Here is a 19,434-nt window from a genome sequence, read left to right on the forward strand (position 1 = left end):
GGAGGTTTATTGTCCGGCTTCCTGAAGCTCGATACGGAGCGGGTCGGGGCCACGCAGTTTGACGCGTTGATGGGATTCCAACGCCATTGTCTTGCCAGCCACATCCGGCTGGATGGGCAGTTCCCGGGCACCGAGGTCAATCAGGGTGGCCAGTATGATACTGGCTGGACGGCCATAATCGAAGATCTCATTCATGGCGGCGCGGATCGTCCGGCCGCTCATGATGACATCGTCAATCAGGATGATGTCACGGCCTTCGGTATCGAAGGGCAGACTCGAGGGTTTCACCCGGGGATTCAGGCCGATGCGGCTGAAATCATCGCGGTAGAAGGAGATGTCCAGTTCGCCGAACGGCTCTTCGATGCCAAGGCGTTTGCTCAGCACGTCGGCCAGCCAGACGCCTCCGGTCCGTATACCGATCAGGACCGGGGATTGCACGCCCCGTTGCTCGAGCGCCTGACGCAGCCCGGTTTCCATCTGGTCAAGCAACTGATCAATATCAAGCAATGCCGTCATTCGGTCCTCACTGTTGAAAAAAGGTTTCCAGGATCAGCACCGCGGCCCGGTCATCCACTCCGTGGCGACCAAAATCACGACTGCCTCCGGCGGCCATCACTTCACCCTTGGCCTCGAAGCTGGTGAGCCGCTCGTCCACCATCTCGACCGGCACGTGGTAGCGCCCATGCAGGCGCTTGCCGAATTTGCGCGCCCGGGCACACATATCGTTTTCGGTGTCGTCCATGTTGAGGGGCAAACCGACCACGACCAGGTCCGGACGCCACTCCTCGAGCAGGGACTCAATCTGTTGCCAATCGGGGATACCGTCTCGGGCAGGAATCAGAGCCACCGGTTGGCCGGATCCAAGCAACTCCTGACCGACCGCTACGCCAATACGGCGGGTGCCAAAATCGAACGCCATGACGCGACGGCTGGCCGGTTCAGGCATGACCGACCGACTCGCTGAGCTGATTGAGATCAATGCCGATCAGCTGCAGCACCGCCTTGTAGCGCTCTTCCCAGGGAGTACGGAACAGGATGTCGGTGTTGGCCGGACAGGTGAGCCAGGCGTTGCTGCCCAGTTCCTCTTCCAGTTGCCCTTCGCTCCAGCCGGAATAGCCCAATGCCACCAGGTACTCGTCGGGACCTTCGCCACGACCAATGCCTGCCAATACATCGCGGGATGTGGTCAGTAGAACATCGTCGGTGACCTTCGCCGTGTTCTGCCAGCTGGTGCCTGGGGGATGCAGCACAAAGCCGCGTTCCGGCTGCACCGGACCACCGCTGAATACCGGCAGATCCAGCTCGCCGCCTGGCAGGTCCAGTTGTTCCAGAATTTCACCAAGGTGGATGTCCAGCGGCTGATTGATCATTAACCCCAGGGCACCGTCGTCAGAATGCTCGCAAATGTAGATCACGCCGCCATGGAAACGGGGATCAGCGAGATAGGGCGATGCCACCAGGAACTGGTGGCGCAAGCTATGGGGAGAGTGTTTTGATGCTGTCATCCGGATGTCAGCCCCCGACGCTGGAAGGACCAGGTACGTATGATTTCGAGTTCATCCACCTCTTTCCGCATTTCGTCCGGAAATGGTGCAAAAGGTGAGGCCATCCTGACTATACGGATGGCAGCATCATCCAGGACGGTGCTGCCGGAAGACTGCAGGATCGCCACCTCTTTAATGGTGCCGTCTTTCTTGAGTGACACCAGCATTCGCAGTGTGCCATAGATTCCGGCATTGCGCGCCTCGGTCGGGTAGTTGATATTCCCCACCCGCGTTACCTTGCTCACCCAGTTCTGAACGTACCAGGCGTTGGTGGACTTGAGCGTAGAGGCGGCGGTTACCCGCATCACCCTGGGTTTGCGGGCATAGGCCTGCTGCTGGGCATCGAATCGGGCCTCAAGGCTGGCAATTTCCAGGCTGCGCTCCATCAGGCTCTTTTTCTCGCGAACCGGCAGAGGCTCCTCTTCCGGCCTGGTGCGCTCTTCAGGCTGGCGAACCTTCTGACTGGAAGAACTTTCGGTCTGAACGACCTGCTTTTCCTGACGCGGCTGCGGCTCGGTTTGCGCAGGAGGCTCGGGTTGAACCTGTGCCACCTGCGGCTGGCTCACCTCCGCCGGCTGCGGGGTGGTCATTTCCCGAACCTCTTCCTCGGTACCACTGCCCTTCTGACTGGTCTGGGCCAGGAAATCCGCCTTCTCCGGAGCTTCCTCATCGTCAAACTGGGACAGGGTGATTTCCATGGTCTGGGCAGAGGAACGGGGCGGTTCAGGCGCAAAGGTGATTCCCAGCACCACGATGGCGTGCACCGCCAGCGCCATAAACAGGGTGAAGGAAAACCGGTCGAAGTCGCTTACCTGAACTGCCATTCCTGATATGGATCCTGTCGTTATACCTGCCCGGCCGCCATCACCGGATTATGCCTGGCCCAGACGCTTCGCAATCGCGTCCATCAATAAGCCACCAATATCGATCCCGAAGGCCGCATCGAGTTCCCGGATACAGGTCGGGCTGGTGACATTGATTTCGGTAAGGTAGTCACCGATGACATCCAGGCCCACAAAAATGAGGCCCTTCTCTTTGATCACCGGGGCAACGCGTTCGCAGATCTCACGATCCCGCGCGGTCAGTTCACGACCTTCACCCCGGCCGCCGGCGGCCAGATTGCCCCGATTCTCGCCATGGGAGGGTATTCTCGCAAGTGAATAGGGTACCGGTTCACCGTCGATCAGCAGGATGCGCTTGTCGCCATCGCTGATTTCGGGGATGTATTTCTGGGCCATGGCCTGGTGCGTGCCATAGTTGGTGAGGGTTTCGATGATGACACCGAGATTGAAATCGTTTTCCCGGATACGGAAGATCGAATGACCGCCCATGCCGTCCACCGGCTTCATGATGACATCGCCGTGTTCGGCGTAGAACTCACGGAAGCGACTAGCCGAACGGCTGACAAGTAGTGGCGGTGTCAGGTCAGTAAACTGCGTGGCGAACAGCTTCTCATTGCAGTCACGCAGCGTGGACGCCGGATTGACCACCAGAGCGCCCTGCTGCTCGGCCGCCTCCAGTATATAGGTGGCCATCAGGAACTCCCGGTCTACCGGCGGGTCCTTGCGCATGAGGATGACATCCAGATCTCCCAGCGCCCGGTCCTGGGACGGCCCGAAGCCGTACCAGTTTTCCGGATCCATGTGCACAGTCAGGTCACGGGTGTGCGCCATGGCACGGCCACCGTCCAGGTACAGGTCGGGGAGCTCCATGTACTCGATTTCCCAACCGCGTTTCTGGGCAGCCAGCAACATGGCCAGTGAGCTGTCTTTCTTGAAGTGGATATCTTCAATCGGATCCATCACGATCCCGAGTCTGACGGTCATGGGCGTTCCTGCACTCCTGAGGGTTAAAAACACGAACCGGTCTGCAGAGCGGACCAGACATTAAGTGCTATGCTTTGAAATCAGATGGTATTGTACCCGAACTGCAAATGCATCCGGAGAAATCCTCAGTCAGTTACGTGACGTTGCGGGCAGTAGTACATTTGGTCACAAACTAATACTTTTTATCCGGCCATTGATAATCTATAAATGAGCGGGGTTTATAGAAGAACCTTAAGGTTTGTGTTAAAACCCCCGTTTTAAAATAACGACAGTCGCTGAGCGCAAGGCAGTTGGACAATGGATGACAACTTCGAGAACTTGAAGATCATGGTGATCGACGACAGTAAAACCATACGTCGCACCGCAGAAACCCTTCTGAAAAAGGTCGGCTGTGAGGTCATCACCGCGACTGACGGCTTTGACGCTCTTGCCAAGATTGCCGATTCACAGCCGGACATCATTTTTGTCGATATCATGATGCCCCGCCTGGACGGCTACCAGACCTGCGCACTTATCAAGAACAATTCCTCCTTCAAAAAGACGCCGGTTATCATGCTCTCCAGCAAGGACGGTCTGTTCGACAAGGCCAAGGGCCGTATCGTCGGCTCGGACCAGTATCTGACCAAACCGTTCAGTAAGGATGAGCTGCTTAATACCATCCGCCAGTATGTTCCACAGGCGGAACAGTAAACCTGCTGACCCCAAGAACTATCGAGGAAACCATGGCCCGCATTCTTATTGTTGACGATTCCCCTACCGAGGTTAAGAAAATCTCCACGATCCTGGAAAAGCATAAGCACGAGGTGCTTACAGCTGACAACGGCGCAGACGGCGTTGCCAAGGCTCGTGCAGAGACCCCGGACCTGGTTCTGATGGATGTGGTTATGCCCGGCCTGAACGGCTTTCAGGCAACCCGCCAACTGACCCGCGCCCCGGAAACCGCGTCCATCCCGGTCGTCATCGTAACCACCAAGGATCAGGAAACTGACCGCGTTTGGGGCACCCGACAGGGCGCCAAGGGTTACCTGGTCAAGCCGGTTAACGAAGACGACCTGATCAAAACAATCAACAGTCTGATTGCCTGATCCCCAACCGTGGAGTAAGCATGTCCGCCCAGGCCGCCCCTTTTGCCGTTCTGACGGATATCGCCGCGCGCAGCCGGTCGCTGGCTGCCGGCCTGCCGGAACAACAGCAAGCCGTTGAACTGTGGAACGGCATCGGCTTCGTTCTCGCAGGCGAACGGTATGTTGCCCCCATGGGCGAAGTCACTGAAATCCTCCACGTCCCCCGGTTTACCCATATACCGGGGGTTCGCCCGTTTTTGCTTGGCGCGGCCAATGTTCGCGGCCGCCTCCTGCCCCTGGTTGATCTTGCCGGCTTTTTCGATATTCCCCGCTCTTCCCGTAGCCAGCGGGAACGGCGCGTGCTGGTGGTAGAGCAGGGTGACATTTTCAGCGGGCTGGTAGTCGATAGTGTGCTGGGCATGCAGTATTTCGCAACTGACAGTTTCAAGGATTCGCCCGAGGGCGTGCCTGAAAACGTTCGACCGTTTGTCTCAGGCGGTTATGAACGCAACGAGGAAGTCTGGAAAGTGTTTTCAGCCGTCGACCTGCTCGAGGACGAACGATTTCTTGACGTCGCACAGTGGTAAGGGTGGTGACAATGGCAGGAACATCACCCTGACCGCCTGAAACCCGAAAAAACAAACTTGCCAATTTCTTGAAGAGGCCGGGAGCCAGAAAATGAAGAACAGAGCCGGAAGACTCAGTATGGGACAGGGAGGCAACAAGCTGGTTGCCGGCCTGATCGCCGCGCTGATCGCACTCACTATCCTGCTCGTTGTGGTGCTGTTCATTATCAATACAGACAGCCAGAACGATCAGGAATACATCGCCAACACCGCCGAACTGAGGGTGCTCTCTCAGGAGATTGCGAAGAACGCGACCGAGGCTGCCGGCGGTACAGCCGAGGCCTTCAACCAGCTGCGCCGCTCCCGTGACGAATTCCAGCAGCTCTGGACCAACGTAACCGAGGGTAATCCGGAAACCGGTCTGCCGCCGAGTGAACTGGCCCAGCAGAGTGGCGTTCAGGAAAACTGGAACACCGTGCGGGAAAACGCCGACAGCATCCTCTCCACCCAGGATGCGGTGCTCGGTCTCCACGAGGTTGCCCGGACTCTGAACGAAACCATTCCGCAGCTGCAGGTTGAGTACGACGATATCGTACAAATCCTGCTCGACAACGACGCACCCGCCGAACAGATCGCACTGGCGCAGCGTCAGTCACTCCTGGCGGAGCGGATTGTTCGCTCGGTTAACAACGTACTCTCCGGTGACGAAGACGCGGTTATTGCCGCGGACCGTTTCGGTCGTGACGCAAGCCTGTTCGGCCGAGTGCTTGAAGGCCAGCTGAACGGCAACCCGGCCATGGGGATCTCCCAGGTAAATGACGAAGACGCCATCTACGGCCTTGAAGCTGTCGATGAACTGTTCCAGTTCGTTTCCCAGAACGTAGACGCAATCCTTGAAGCCTCTCCCGACCTCTTCAAGGTTCGTACTGCTGCCAGCGACATCTTCCAGAATTCCGAGATCCTGCTTTCCGAACTGTCTGTACTGGCCGAGAACTTCCGGACCCAGTCCGGCTCACGTCTGGTCAGCCCGACCCTGGCCTTCGCGATCCTGGCCGCCATGGTTGCCATTGTTGTGTTTATCGGTCTGGCCCTGTACCGCGAAGCCCAGGCCCGACTGGCTACTACGCAAGAGCAGAACGAGCAGAACCAGAACGCGATCCTGCGACTGCTGGACGAACTGGCCGACCTGGCTGATGGTGACTTGACCACCGAGGCCACGGTAACCGAGGACTTCACCGGTGCCATCGCCGACTCCATCAACTACGCGATCGACCAGATGCGCGGACTGGTACAGGCGATTCGTGGTACTGCCGTACGAGTAGCGTCAGCGGCTCAGGAAACCCAGGCCACTGCGATGCATCTTGCCGATGCTTCCGAGCACCAGGCCCAGGAAATCGCCGGCGCCTCCGCCGCGGTGAACGAGATGGCCGTGTCCATCGACCAGGTATCGTCGAACGCTGCCGAGTCCTCCGCGGTTGCAGAGCGGTCGGTTGCGATCGCGAAGAAAGGCGCGGAAGTGGTACAGAACACCATCCGTGGCATGGACAACATCCGTGAGCAGATCCAGGAAACTTCCAAACGGATCAAGCGTCTGGGTGAATCTTCCCAGGAAATCGGTGACATCGTATCCCTGATCAACGACATCGCCGACCAGACCAACATCCTGTCCCTGAACGCGGCGATCCAGGCCTCCATGGCCGGTGACGCTGGCCGGGGCTTCGCGGTTGTTGCCGACGAAGTACAGCGACTGGCGGAACGCTCCTCTGCAGCGACCAAGCAGATTGAAGCGCTGGTTAAGACGATCCAGTCGGACACCAACGAAGCCGTTATCTCCATGGAACACACCACCGCCGAGGTGGTCCGTGGTGCCCGTCTGGCCCAGGACGCGGGTATCGCCCTCGAGGAAATCGAGAACGTATCCATGTCTCTGGCGGAATTGATCCAGAACATCTCCAACGCTGCACGTCAGCAGTCTTCGTCGGCGGCGCACATTTCCAACACCATGAACGTTATCCAGGAAATCACGTCCCAGACGTCTTCCGGTACCAACGCGACTGCGAAGTCTATCGGTAACCTGGCAGAAATGGCGTCCGAGCTTCGCTCCTCCGTTGCCGGCTTTACTCTGCCGGAAGAAGAAGCGGCGGATTACGAGGAAGAGGAAGACAGCGACGTTCCGGTGGTGGGCTGATTTCCGTTCCAGGGCTGTTGACGGTTTATGGCGCAAATGCATAACAACCTGTCACCTGCCGAGGGCATCTGGTCACTGCGTCGACTTCCGGATATGGACGAGGCGCAGTTCAGCCAGTGGCAAACCCTGCTGGAACACCGAACCGGGATCACCCTGTCGTCCGAGCGCCGTTCGTTTCTGGAAACGAACCTTGGCATCCGGATGCGGGAAATCGGCTGCAGCAGCTATCAGGCCTATTACGAAAAGATCGTATCCGGGCCGGATGCAATCAGGGAATGGTCAACGCTGGTGGACCGGCTCACTGTCCAGGAAACCCGGTTCTTCCGGGATCCCGACGCCTTCCGGTTGGTATCCGACTATGTCCTGACACGGCCGCGGGAACAGCTGAAAAAGCGCCCCCTGGAGGCCTGGAGTGTCGGATGCTCCACCGGGGAAGAGCCCTACACCCTGGCCATGGTGCTGAATGAATGCATGGAGCAGCTGGCATTGCAGCCTCTGTTCGGTGTCACCGGCTCTGATATCAGCAAGCCGGTGATCGAGAAGGCCCGGAACGGTCAGTTCAATCCCCGCAAACTGCTGGGAATGGACGAGGAAATGAAAGCACGGTATTTCCGCCCGGCCGAGCGGAACACCGTAGAAATCGTGAACAGCATCCGCGACAGGGTGTGCTTTACCAGACTCAATGTTCTGGACCTGGATAAAGCACCCATGCACGGGATGAACATTATCTTCTGCCAGAATCTGCTGATTTATTTCCGCCGCTGGCGCCGGCGGGAAATTGTCAAGCGACTTGCAGAGCGGCTGGCGCCCGGGGGGTTGCTGGTACTGGGCCAGGGAGAGCTGACCGACTGGCAGCCTCCAGGGTTACAGAGAGTCCCCTCGGAACATGTGCTGGCGTGGATCAAACGCCAGACTGACGAAGAATAACCGGAGTGGTTATGGGCAATCACCATGACAGCATCGCCCTCGACTGGGTTCGGGGAGAGATACAGGACACGCTGACCCAGGGTCAGCATGCACTGGAAGCGTATGTCGAGAATCGTGACGACACCGCGCGCCTGCGCTTCTGCCTGAATTATCTCCATCAGGTACATGGCACCCTGCAAATGGTCGAGCTCTACGGTGCAGCCCTGCTCACCGAGGAGATGGAAAAGCTCACCCAGGCCGTGCTCAACGAAACCGTTGCCAATACCGACGAAGCCGTTGAAGTCCTGATGCAGGCCATCCTGCAGTTGCCCCAGTACCTCGAGCATCTGGCCAGCAGCCAGGACGATTTCCCGATGGTGCTGCTGCCACTGCTTAACGACCTCCGGGCCGCCCGTGGCGAATCCCTGCTGTCTGATACCTCGTTGTTCAAACCGGACCTGGCCCCCTCGCGAATCAGCGTGACCGGCAAGGTCTCCCAGCGCCTGCAGGACCCCACAGTCCTGGGCCACATCCGCAAGCTGCGTCAGATGTACCAGTTTGCGCTGGCCGGTGTTATCCGGGAAGCGGATCTCGATGCCCATTTCGAGTACATGCAGAAGGTTATTCAACGGTTGGTCCGTCTGTGCCAGAAAACGCCCCGGGGCGAGCTCTGGAAAGCGGCCAGTGCGTTTGTGGAAACACTTCAGGCACACGTAAACCCGGTAAATGCGGCGGTGAAATCCCTGCTCAGGGAGCTGGACAGTGAAATACGCCGACTGACCGATGAGCACGCCGATATCCTTCAGCAACCGGCACCGGAAGCGCTGCTCAAACACCTGCTCTACTACGTTGCCCGTGCGCGGGATCTGGATTCACCCCAGGTCAGTGCCCTGCGGGATGCCTACCAGTTGAACCAGGCACTGCCGTCAGAAGACGATGTTGATGCCGCCCGAACCCGTGTCTCCGGCCCCGGGAGGGACGCCATCCATTCCGTTGTCGGCGCGCTCAATGAAGAGCTGGCGAAACTGAAGGATCAGCTGGATCTGTTTGTCCGCTCAGAGCTCCGCCAGAACAGTGAGCTTGACGACCTGTTGCCGGGTCTGCGCCAGGTGGCCAACACCCTGGCTGTACTGGGTCTGGGCATACCGCGGAAAGTGATCACCGAGCAGGTCGAACTGGTTGAGAAACTCAGCGCCCAGGCCGAGCTGGTTGACGATGGCACGCTGATGGATATCGCCGGCGCACTGCTTTACGTCGAAGCCAGTCTCGCCGGCCTGGACAGCGAAGGTCAGCAGGAGTCGTCCGCTGACGAAACCTCCGATACACCGATTAACCTTGGCTCCCGGGAACTGGGCGAGGCCAGCGGCGCGTTGCTGCGGGAATCACGGAACACTCTGGAGCAGGTGAAATCCGCCATCGTCAATTTCATTGCCTCGCAATGGGATACCCGGGAAATCGAGCATGTCCCCGGCCTGCTGCACAGCATTCGCGGCGGCCTCAGCCTGATTCCGCTGGACCGGGTTGCAAGCATGCTGGCCTCGGCAGAGCGCTACATCAGCGATGTGCTGCTGGACGGCAAGCAGGTTCCTGACTGGAAGCAGCTCGACATCCTGGCCGATGCGGTTACCAGCATCGAGTATTACCTGGAGCGCCTCGCTGAGGGGATTGGTGAAAACGATTCGATTCTGCGGGTGGCCGAGGACAGTCTCGCTTCCCTCGGCTTCCCGGTCGGGGCTGAGCCCACCTGGACTGAAACCACGGCCCATGAAGAGACCGTCGCTGAACCGTCTTACGAGCAGGACGAAGCCAGCGTTTCGACCGCCCCGGAAGAGGCCAAAAGCTCGGATTCGGAGCTCCTGGACGACGAAATTCTTGGCATTTTCGTTGAGGAAGCCGAAGAGGTTCTCGAGACCATTCATGAATTCTATCCCCGTCTGCGCCAGAATCACGACGACCGTGAGGCTCTGACCGAAGTTCGTCGTGCTTTCCATACGCTCAAGGGCAGCGGACGACTTGTGGGCGCGACCAGTATCGGCGAGCTGGCATGGTCTGTGGAAAACCTGCTGAATCGGGTGATCGATCAGACCATTCGCCCCACCGAAGACATGTTCACCCTGGTGGACGAGGTCAATGCCCGCATTCCGTCACTGATCCGTGAATTCAAGGACGGCCAGACCGCAGGCGACGTGGAGGAGCTCATCAACCGGGCCGAGGCCATGGCAACCACCCGTCGCACCGACGACGATGCCGTGACGGCGCAGGACATTCCCGAGGTCGAAGACACCGTCGCCGACTCGGGAGAAGAAGAGCAGGAAACCCCGGAATCCATCGTTGAAGAAGCCACCGTTGAGGCCGTGTCGGATGAGTCCGCCGATGACGATGACCTGATTGACGATGAAATACTTGAAATATTCGTCGAAGAAGCCGGTGAGGTGCTGGACACCATTCGCGAATACCTGCCAATGCTTTTGCGCCAGCACGATGACCGCAGCGCTCTGTCAGAAGTTCGCCGTGCCTTCCACACGCTGAAAGGCAGTGGCCGTATGGTCGGCGCGCTGGTTGTTGGCGAATTGGCCTGGTCCGTGGAAAACATGCTGAACCGCGTTATCGACGGCAGCATCTTCATGAACGATGACATCGCCAGTCTTCTGGAGGATGTCACTGCCAGCCTGCCGGCCCTGGTCGACGATTTCGAGAAGCGCCGTGCGGCTTCCTTCGATACCGCCAACCTCGAAGCCCGCGCCAACGCCCTGGCCAGCGGTGAGATTCCCGATGCCAGCATGATGCCGGCGGCCGAATCGGACGGCTCCGAAACCGTAGCGGAAGATGAGATCACCGCTGCAGACGCAGAGATCGAGACGACTGAAGAGGATGCGGTCGACCCGGTATTGCTGGATATTTTTGAAAGTGAAACCCAGACCCATCTGCAGACGCTGAAGGATTTCCTGTCAGCAGCCGGAGACAAGACCACGGTTACCTACACCGATGATCTTTCCCGGGCCCTGCATACACTCAAAGGCAGCGCCCATACCGCCGGCATCGCACCCATTGCTGCTGTAATCACACCACTGGAACGCTTCGTCAAGGAATCCCGGGCACAGAACAAGCGGGCCAACCGCGACGTGCTCTCGCTGATCGAATCCGCCTGCGATTTCCTGACCCAGGGCCTGGCCCAGATCCGTGAAAATCCACAGGCCTCGCTGCCGGGCACCGAAGCCTTCCTCGAGAAGCTGGACCAACTGACGGAAGAGACACTCCGCGGCCACAGCGAGGAAGCTCCGCGCCAGCATCCGCAGCAGGCACCGTCACGGCTGGTTCAGTTGTTCCTGAACGAAGGCCTCGACATCGTTCTGGATGCTGACCGGATTCTCGACCACTGGGCGGACAATCCCGGCGAGATGGAGTCGTTGAACCCGTTGCGTTCCGAGCTGGAGCAGTTGACCTCCGGCGCCTCAGAAGCCGGGCTCAGCGACGTTGCCGCGCTCTCAAGCGCGTTGAAAGACACCTACGACGAAGCCGCCAGACACGATGAAGCGCCGGACGAAACCTTTTTCGAGACCGTTCGGGCAGCTCACGAACAGCTAATCAACATGATGGATCAGGTGGCTGCCGGGCTTGCCACGGAATCCAGCGACGACATGGTTACCGCGCTCGAAAACCTGAAACGGGCTCCGAGCACAGAAATCCAGGAGCCCGACGCCTTCGAGCAGGAATTCACCGGTGAACTCGAGGAAATCGATCTCAGCTTTGAGATGGATGAAACCGAAGTACCGGCAAATGAAGAACCAGCGGCGGCCGAACAACCGCCGCTGCCGGAAATGTCCGAATCCGATGATGACATGGACGAAGAGCTTGCGGAGATCTTCCTGGAAGAGGCCCGCGACCTCATCGACAGCACCGCCGAAGCGCTGCAGAGCTGGAGCGAAAATACCGGAAACCTGGATATCCTTCGGTTGCTGCAGCGGGATCTGCATACCCTTAAGGGTGGTGCACGCCTGGCCGACATTCCTGCCGTAGGCGATCTTTCCCACGAGTTGGAAAACCTGTTTGAGGGACTGACCGAGCAGCGGCTATCGATCAATGATGAGCTCTCAGATCTGCTGTTCCGCTGCCACGATCGGCTTGCGGGCATGGTCGAGAACCTTGAAGCCAAGGAGCCACCGCGCCCTGCGCCGGATCTGATTGGCGAAATCCAGGCGTACATCGACAGCGCCACCGGAACACGCCCGGTCACCAATGTTGCGAGCCCTGAAGAAGCAGAACCGGATTTCAACGACGAAGAGCAGGCCCCGCTCCCGGAAGTCGAGGAACCCGTCGATTCCGATTCAGAAACCGCGGAAACCGGCGAGGTGGAAGACGGTGTTGCCGATCTCTCGCACCTGGATCCGGAGCTGGTCGGCATTTTCCTGGAAGAAGCCTACGACCTGATCAACTCTACCGGCAGCGCCCTGCACACCTGGACCGAAGACCCGTCGGACCGGAGCATTGCCGCGGAACTGCAACGGGATGTTCACACGCTCAAGGGTGGCGCCCGGATGGCTGGCGTTGAGGCCATTGGCGACCTGACCCACGTGCTCGAAGACCTGTTTGAAAAGGTTGCGGAGGGGCAGCTGGAAGCCAGCGACGCCATGAACGACCTCTTGTTCGCCTGCCATGACCGGCTGGCGCAAATGGTTGAGCAGGTGGCGACGCAGAAGCCTTGCCCACCGGCGGAGGAGCTGGTCGCTCGCGTCCAGTCCATCCTTCGGGGCGAGTCGGCGCCGTCCGATGATCGTGTACAAGAGCCGGAACAGCCGGCAGGGGCCGAAATTGCCGAGGCGCCCCCCGAGGAGTCAGCAGATGCCCCCGACCTCAGCGAGACTCTGACACAGGCCAGCGATGATGACCTGATCGGCATCTTCCTGGACGAAGGCCTGGAAATCTACGACGCCATTAGCGAGTGTCTGGACCAGTGGCGCGACGAGCCGGAGGAACTGACCGGACTGACCCAGCTGCAGCAGGAACTGCATACCCTCAAGGGTGGCGCACGGCTTTCTGACGTCGATCCGATTGCCAACCTGGCAGAAGCCTGGTCCGACGCTCTGGATCCCCTCATCTCCGGGTCCAATAACCAGAAGACGTTGCTGAAGCTCAGCGACCGGGCATTGGGCAGCCTGAAGACCATGCTCAACAGCCTGGAACAGGGCAGCAAGCCCGAGCCCGATGCGGACCTGATTGAGGACTTCCGGGTGGCCCACGAAGTGGCCGCCGAAGAGACCGCTGCTCCCCGAGAAGAGTCCCAACAGGAAGCGATCGATCCGGAAGTACTGGAAATCTTCCTGGAGGAAGCCGGTGAAATCATAGACCAGCTGGAGCAGCTGCTCGATGACTGGCGCAAGGAGCCGGCAAACCACACCTTCAACCAGGAAGCCCAGCGTGCATTGCATACGCTGAAAGGCGGCGCCCGCCTCTCCCAGCTGACCCAGCTTGGCGACAGGGCCCACGCCTTTGAGACCCGTCTAATCGACCTTGGCGGCAATGCCCCGGATGAGTCCCAGTGGCAGGCCATTACCGAAGATCACGACGCCATCATCGCCCTGGTTGCCGACATCCGTAAGGGTTATGAGTCCGGCATGGGTGTGCCCTCGGCAAAGGCCGAACAGCCTGCGCCAGCCCCGGCCGCGCCGGAACCGAAAAAGCCTGAAGAGCCGACGCCTCCCGCCCAGGCAGAAAAACCGGTAGCACCGGCACCCAAGCCCGGGAAATCGCCGGCCAAGGTTCGCAAACAGGCGGCCGAGGCACAGCGGGCGGCCCAGGAGACCATTCGGGTGTCCGCGCCGCTTTTGGATGAGCTGGTCAATCTGGCGGGTGAAACCAGTATTACCCGTGGCCGGCTTGAGCAGCAGACCAGCGATTTTGGCCATACCCTGGACGAAATGGCCGCAACCATCGAGCGTCTGCGTGAGCAGCTACGCCGGATGGAAATCGAGACCGAAGCCCAGATCCTGTTCAGTGCCGAGAAAGAACACGGACCGGATTACGGCGACGACTTCGACCCGCTGGAGATGGACCGCTACTCCTCCATCCAGCAGCTGTCCCGGGCTCTGACCGAGTCCTCCTCGGACCTTGCAGACCTGCGGGAAACCCTGTCTGACCGGGTACGGGACACTGAAACCCTGCTGGTGCAGCAGTCCCGGATCAACACGGAACTCCAGGAGGGTCTGATGAAGACCCGGATGATTCCGTTCGCCTCCATGGTGCCCCGTCTACGGCGCATCGTTCGCCAGATCAGCGGCGAACTTGGCAAGAAAGTCGACTTCGATGTCCGCAACGCCGAAGGCGAAATGGACCGGAACATCCTGGAGCGCATGATCGCGCCCCTGGAGCACATGCTCCGGAACGCCCTGGACCATGGCATTGAAAGCCCGGCGGACCGTAAGCAAGCCGGAAAGCCGGAGACCGGCGAAGTCACACTGTCACTGACCCGCGAAGGTGGCGACGTTGTCCTGAGGATGATCGACGATGGCGCCGGCATTCCCTCTTCGGTCATTCGCGACAAGGCGATCCGTCAGGGCATGCTGCGGGAAGACGAGGATCTGTCCGAGCGGGAAATCCTGCAGTTTATCCTGCAACCCGGCTTCTCCACCGCCCAACAAGTGACCCAGATTTCCGGCCGCGGCGTGGGCATGGACGTCGTTGCCAGCGAGATCAAACAGCTTGGCGGCAGCCTCGACATCGATTCCGCCGTTGGCCGCGGAACCACCTTTACGGTTCGCCTGCCGTTCACGGTTTCCGTCAACCGGGCGCTGATGGTGTCCACCGGCGAGGATTTCTACGCGATCCCGCTGAACACCATCGAGGGTATTGTCCGGGTCAGCACCTACGAGCTTGAGGAATACTACAAGCCGGACGCGCCGATGTACGAATACGCCGGCCAGGAATACCGGCTCCAATATTTGGGCAGCCTGCTGAACAGCGATCACCATCCGAAGCTGCAGGGGCAGGCCCTGCCGCTGCCGGTGATTCTGGTGCGCGGCGCTGAGCAGCCCATGGCCCTGCAGGTGGACAACCTGATGGGCAGCCGGGAGATCGTTGTTAAATCCCTTGGCCCGCAGTTCAGTTCGGTGCGCGGTGTGTCCGGTGCCACCATCCTGGGTGACGGGAACGTGGTGGTGATTCTCGACCTGCCTGCGATGATCCGTTCCGACATCCTGTCCGAGCGCCAGCGCCTGGCCAATCTCGAGAAAGCCCGGGAGTCTGCACGGTACGAGGAGCAGGCTACCGTGGTCATGGTGGTGGACGACTCGGTTACCGTACGGAAGGTTACCTCACGACTGCTGGAGCGCAACGGCATGGAAGTCATCACTGCCAAAGACGGCCTGGACGCGGTCGCACAATTGCAGGATCACAAACCGGACATCATCCTGCTGGATATCGAAATGCCGAGGATGGATGGTTTCGAGGTTGCCAGCTTCGTGCGCCACGACGACAGCCTGCGGGAAATTCCGATCTGCATGATCACCTCACGGACCGGCGAGAAACACCGAGAACGCGCGCTGGCTATTGGTGTGAACGAGTATCTCGGCAAGCCGTTCCAGGAAACCGAGTTGCTTGAGACTATTGAGCGGCTGACCGGACGTCAGTGATGGCCGGCCAGACTGGCCGGCCAAGGGTCGGGATCGTCTCGGATGTGGTTCTGCAGCGACACCGACTGCAGGCCGCGACATCAAAGTTCGGTCTGGAGGTGCGTTTTTCCGGGGATCCCGAGCGTTTGCTGGGCTACCCGGAGTTCCCGGATGCCAGCCTCTGGCTGGTTACCCTCGAAGACGAGGCAGATCACCCGTTACTGTTCGATCACCTGCTTGAAAATACCGACGCACCGGTACTGTTCGGATTGGATGAAGCACCCAAGCCGGGAAGTACCGAGTATTTTCGCTGGGAACGACGTTTACTGGGCAAACTTGAGCAGCAACTGGGACATCTGGAAGAGCTGGACTCAGAAGCCACTCTGACAGAACTGGAGCAGGAAACGCCGGCACCAGCACCATCGCCGGGACTTCCTCACTGGATAACGCCTGCCGTACCCGGTTCGGTGGCCGAGGAAGTCTGGATTCTGGGCGCTTCACTGGGAGGGCCGGCGGCGGTTAAGACGTTTCTGGACCACCTGCCGCCGAATCTGCCCGTGGGCTTCATCTACGCCCAGCACATAGATGGTAACTTCACAGAGGTTCTTACGCGGGTACTGGGTCGCCACGCCCATTACCAGCTCAAGCGAGCCGAGGAAGGTTATCGGGTCAAGAATGGTGATGTGGTGCTGATGCCGGTGGAGCACGAATGGAAGCTGAAAGAGCACGGAGCCCTCACCGAAACCAGCAATGCCTGGCCGGGGCCCTATGGCCCTTCCATTGATCAGGTCCTGCTTAACGTCGCGGATCATTACGGCCAGCGCTGCCATGCTATTCTTTTTTCCGGCATGGGTAATGATGGCGCTATTGCAGCGCCTTTACTGAAAGCCTACGGTAGCCGGATCTGGGTCCAGGAGAGCACAAGCTGCGGCAACAGCTCTATGCCCGAATCCGTCGCCGCCACCGGTTGCAGCGGTTTCTGTGGCACCCCGGAGCAGCTGGCACGGGAACTGGTAAAAACCATCGAAGAATCCTGCCTGCTCAAGAGCCGGCAGAAACGGGACTCCGCCTGAGGTAACACGCAATGAATGACAACAGCCAATCCCTCTCCTGCGTCATGATTCCCATGAGCGGACGGCAACTGTTGCTGCCCAACGTCTCGATTGCGGAAGTGGTCGACTATGCCAGCGCTGATGCCGGCGCGAACACGCCGGAATGGCTGGTTGGCTACCTTGACTGGCGGGGCCTGCAACTTCCGGTGATTTCATACGACGCGGCCAACGGCGGCGCCCTCACCGTTCCGGGCGATAATCGGGGCCGCATCGTGGTCCTCAACACCATTGGCGATCACCACAAGGAAGTCCCGTTTATGGCACTGGTTACCCAGGGCATTCCCAGCCAGGCCCGTTTGGCGGAAGACCAGGTCAGGAAGCTGGAGGGTGAACCGGGGCCGGCGGATCTGATGCAGGTCGAGGTTGAAGGTGAGCATGCCTGGATCCCGAATCTGGAATTTCTGGAATCCCTGGTTGTAAAGTCCCGACACTGACCCGTGCCACTGCCGGACATGGCAGACAGCCCTGCAAATGTTATAATGTTTCAAATTTTGCAGGATTGCGACCATGTCTGCCCGTGCTATTCCCTACCGGCCTCACAACCACGATGCCTGTGTCAGTCAGGCCCTGACTGACGCCCGGACCATTTGCCAGCGGCAGAATGCCCGACTGACGCCCATCCGGGAACGAGTTCTGGAACTGATCTGGCAGTCCCACAAGCCGCTGGGCGCCTACGACGTGCTGGCGGAACTGTCGTCCGATGGTCATAACGCTGCGCCGCCCACCGTTTACCGCGCACTGGATTTCCTTCAGCAGCATGGGCTGGTGCACCGCATCGCGTCGCTCAACGCCTTTATCGGCTGTACCCACGCGGGTGAAAGCCACACCGGCATGTTTCTGATCTGTCGCGCCTGCGGCAATGTGCTCGAACTGACCGCTCCAGAGGTTTCAACAGAGGTTCGTAAAGCCGCATCCGGCGAAGGCTTCCGGGCCGAGACCACGACGCTTGAAATTGCCGGCCTTTGCCCCCGATGCCAGTCGGAGCCGGGCCATGACTGATCCTCTGGTCACCCTGGAGAACCTCACTGTCCGGTTTGACGAACGCCCCGTGGTTGATCAGGTCAACCTGAAGATTCACCGTGGCGACATCATCACCATCATTGGTCCAAACGGGGCAGGAAAGACGACACTGATCAAGGCCGTACTGGGCATCCAGAAAGTGTCTGAGGGTCTGGTGTCCCTGAAAAAGAACCTGGTGATCGGGTACGTCCCGCAGCATCTGACGCTGGAGGCCACACTGCCCCTGAGCGTCAAACGGTTCATGCTGCTCAGCGGCCGGTCCCTCACAGAATGTGAGTCTGCCCTTGCCCGAACCGGCGTCGGACACCTGCTGCATTCCTCTGTACACCACCTCTCCGGGGGAGAGAAGCAGAGGCTGTTGCTGGCTCGGGCCCTGGCCCGCAAACCGGACCTTCTGGTCCTTGATGAACCCGCCCAGGGCGTCGACATCAATGGCCAGGCGTCATTGTATGATCTGATACGCCAGTTAAGGGATGACCTGAACTGCGGTGTTATCATGATCTCCCACGACCTGCACCTGGTCATGGCAGCAACCGACAAGGTTATCTGCCTGAACCAGCATGTCTGCTGCAGCGGTTACCCCGAGGACATCTCCCACGACCCGGCTTTCATCGAGACATTCGGTCGCCCCGTGGCAGAGTCCCTCGCGGTCTATCACCATCACCACAACCACAGCCACGATCTGCACGGGGATGTTGTCGAGGGCAGACACACGGAGTGTGACCATGCCCATCATTGACGCGATTCTGGACGATTTCTTCTGGCGCGCCCTGATCGGCGGACTCGGCGTGGCCCTGGTAGCCGGTCCATTGGGCTGTTTCGTGGTCTGGCGACGACTGGCCTATTTTGGCGATACCCTGGCGCACTCGGCCTTGCTCGGCATCGCCCTGAGCTTCCTGATCAGCGTACCGCTGAACCTCGGTGTGATCATCACCTGTGTGGTGCTGGCCATGGCACTGGTACTCCTGTCACGGACCCGGACTCTGGCAACCGATACCCTACTGGGCATACTGGCCCACAGCGCCCTGGCCATAGGGCTGGTAACCCTGAGCTTCATGCCGGATGTCCGTGTCGATCTGACCGGCCTTCTGTTCGGGGATCTGCTGGCCATGAGCCGTGAAGACCTGCTGTGGATCTACGGCGGCGCGGCACTGATCATTATCCTCCTTGCCGTGCTCTGGCAGGGGTTGCTGATGAGCACGATTCACGAAGAACTCGCCCGGGTGGAGGGTGTTGCCGTAGAGCGGCTTCGCCTCGTTCTGATGCTGATGTTCTCACTGGTCATTGCGGTAGCCATGAAAATCGTGGGCGTGCTGCTGATTACCGCACTGCTGATTATTCCTGCGGCAACCGCCAGGCGCCTGGCCCACAATCCGGAAATCATGGCAGCCATGGCCGTCGGATTCGGGTTTGTCGCGGTGAGCGGCGGTCTGAGTCTGTCCTGGCACCTGGACACACCGGCCGGCCCTTCCGTTGTTGTCACGGCTTTTGCCGTATTCCTGCTGGTCTACGGCGCAGCTGGCAAAGTCCGGACCTGAGCATTTCCCTCTCTTCATGAGCTGGACTAGAGTATAGGAGTAACGTCGGTCTGTTCTGAGGGTACA

Annotated in this window: 16 protein-coding genes; 11 read left to right on the forward strand and 5 right to left on the reverse strand. The window is 59.5% G+C overall.

Annotated elements, in window-relative coordinates; translation table 11 throughout:
* Positions 1 to 6: 6 nt before the first annotated feature.
* The 5 genes from pyrR to gshB are packed head-to-tail and all read right to left on the reverse strand — an operon-like array spanning position 7 to position 3,370.
* Positions 7 to 516, reverse strand: coding sequence for a bifunctional pyr operon transcriptional regulator/uracil phosphoribosyltransferase PyrR (pyrR, locus tag MDHKLMBL_RS12405; RefSeq protein WP_008175647.1), 510 nt, complete (start codon positions 514 to 516; stop codon positions 7 to 9).
* Positions 517 to 523: 7 nt separating this feature from the next.
* Positions 524 to 946 carry a Holliday junction resolvase RuvX gene (gene ruvX / locus MDHKLMBL_RS12410; RefSeq protein ID WP_008175643.1) on the reverse strand — a complete coding sequence of 141 codons (423 nt, stop codon included), beginning with the start codon at positions 944 to 946 and terminating at the stop codon, positions 524 to 526.
* On the reverse strand, positions 939 to 1,505 hold the full coding sequence (locus tag MDHKLMBL_RS12415) for a YqgE/AlgH family protein (RefSeq protein WP_039882120.1): 567 nt from the start codon (positions 1,503 to 1,505) through the stop codon (positions 939 to 941). Before MDHKLMBL_RS12415 ends, ruvX begins: the two co-directional genes overlap by 8 nt.
* Positions 1,502 to 2,368 carry an energy transducer TonB gene (locus MDHKLMBL_RS12420; protein WP_014578671.1) on the reverse strand — a complete coding sequence of 289 codons (867 nt, stop codon included), beginning with the start codon at positions 2,366 to 2,368 and terminating at the stop codon, positions 1,502 to 1,504. Before MDHKLMBL_RS12420 ends, MDHKLMBL_RS12415 begins: the two co-directional genes overlap by 4 nt.
* Positions 2,369 to 2,416: 48 nt before the next feature.
* Positions 2,417 to 3,370, reverse strand: coding sequence for a glutathione synthase (gshB, locus tag MDHKLMBL_RS12425; protein WP_014578672.1), 954 nt, complete (start codon positions 3,368 to 3,370; stop codon positions 2,417 to 2,419).
* Between the two features lie 297 nt (positions 3,371 to 3,667).
* Between gshB and pilG the strand changes: the two genes are divergently transcribed.
* The 11 genes from pilG (at position 3,668) to MDHKLMBL_RS12480 (ending at position 19,368) form a co-directional block, all read left to right on the forward strand.
* Positions 3,668 to 4,060, forward strand: a complete 393-nt coding sequence (gene pilG, locus MDHKLMBL_RS12430) for a twitching motility response regulator PilG (protein ID WP_008175635.1) — start codon at positions 3,668 to 3,670, stop codon at positions 4,058 to 4,060.
* Positions 4,061 to 4,092: 32 nt separating this feature from the next.
* The gene (gene pilH / locus MDHKLMBL_RS12435) at positions 4,093 to 4,455 is read left to right on the forward strand and encodes a twitching motility response regulator PilH (RefSeq protein ID WP_011787171.1); all 363 of its coding nucleotides are present in this window, start codon (positions 4,093 to 4,095) and stop codon (positions 4,453 to 4,455) included.
* A gap of 20 nt (positions 4,456 to 4,475) precedes the next feature.
* Entirely contained in the window at positions 4,476 to 5,021 is a 546-nt protein-coding gene (locus tag MDHKLMBL_RS12440) for a chemotaxis protein CheW (protein ID WP_008172777.1), read from the forward strand.
* A gap of 91 nt (positions 5,022 to 5,112) precedes the next feature.
* Positions 5,113 to 7,188 carry a methyl-accepting chemotaxis protein gene (locus tag MDHKLMBL_RS12445; protein ID WP_053113269.1) on the forward strand — a complete coding sequence of 692 codons (2,076 nt, stop codon included), beginning with the start codon at positions 5,113 to 5,115 and terminating at the stop codon, positions 7,186 to 7,188.
* Between the two features lie 27 nt (positions 7,189 to 7,215).
* Positions 7,216 to 8,115, forward strand: coding sequence for a CheR family methyltransferase (locus MDHKLMBL_RS12450; RefSeq protein ID WP_039881965.1), 900 nt, complete (start codon positions 7,216 to 7,218; stop codon positions 8,113 to 8,115).
* An 11-nt stretch (positions 8,116 to 8,126) separates the two neighbouring features.
* Positions 8,127 to 15,719 carry an Hpt domain-containing protein gene (locus tag MDHKLMBL_RS12455; RefSeq protein WP_104270920.1) on the forward strand — a complete coding sequence of 2,531 codons (7,593 nt, stop codon included), beginning with the start codon at positions 8,127 to 8,129 and terminating at the stop codon, positions 15,717 to 15,719.
* Positions 15,719 to 16,771, forward strand: coding sequence for a chemotaxis protein CheB (locus MDHKLMBL_RS12460; RefSeq protein ID WP_092030771.1), 1,053 nt, complete (start codon positions 15,719 to 15,721; stop codon positions 16,769 to 16,771). Before MDHKLMBL_RS12455 ends, MDHKLMBL_RS12460 begins: the two co-directional genes overlap by 1 nt.
* An 11-nt stretch (positions 16,772 to 16,782) precedes the next feature.
* Entirely contained in the window at positions 16,783 to 17,244 is a 462-nt protein-coding gene (locus tag MDHKLMBL_RS12465) for a chemotaxis protein CheW (RefSeq protein ID WP_008172769.1), read from the forward strand.
* 73 nt (positions 17,245 to 17,317) lie between these two features.
* Positions 17,318 to 17,809, forward strand: coding sequence for a Fur family transcriptional regulator (locus MDHKLMBL_RS12470; protein ID WP_014578678.1), 492 nt, complete (start codon positions 17,318 to 17,320; stop codon positions 17,807 to 17,809).
* Entirely contained in the window at positions 17,802 to 18,569 is a 768-nt protein-coding gene (gene znuC / locus MDHKLMBL_RS12475) for a zinc ABC transporter ATP-binding protein ZnuC (protein ID WP_092030769.1), read from the forward strand. The genes MDHKLMBL_RS12470 and znuC overlap by 8 nt, the downstream gene beginning before the upstream one ends.
* Positions 18,556 to 19,368, forward strand: a complete 813-nt coding sequence (locus MDHKLMBL_RS12480; protein ID WP_092030767.1) for a metal ABC transporter permease — start codon at positions 18,556 to 18,558, stop codon at positions 19,366 to 19,368. Before znuC ends, MDHKLMBL_RS12480 begins: the two co-directional genes overlap by 14 nt.
* Positions 19,369 to 19,434: the final 66 nt, after the last annotated feature.

It is taken from the genome of Marinobacter flavimaris (assembly GCF_002933295.1).
GTDB classification, from domain to species: Bacteria; Pseudomonadota; Gammaproteobacteria; order Pseudomonadales; family Oleiphilaceae; genus Marinobacter; species Marinobacter flavimaris.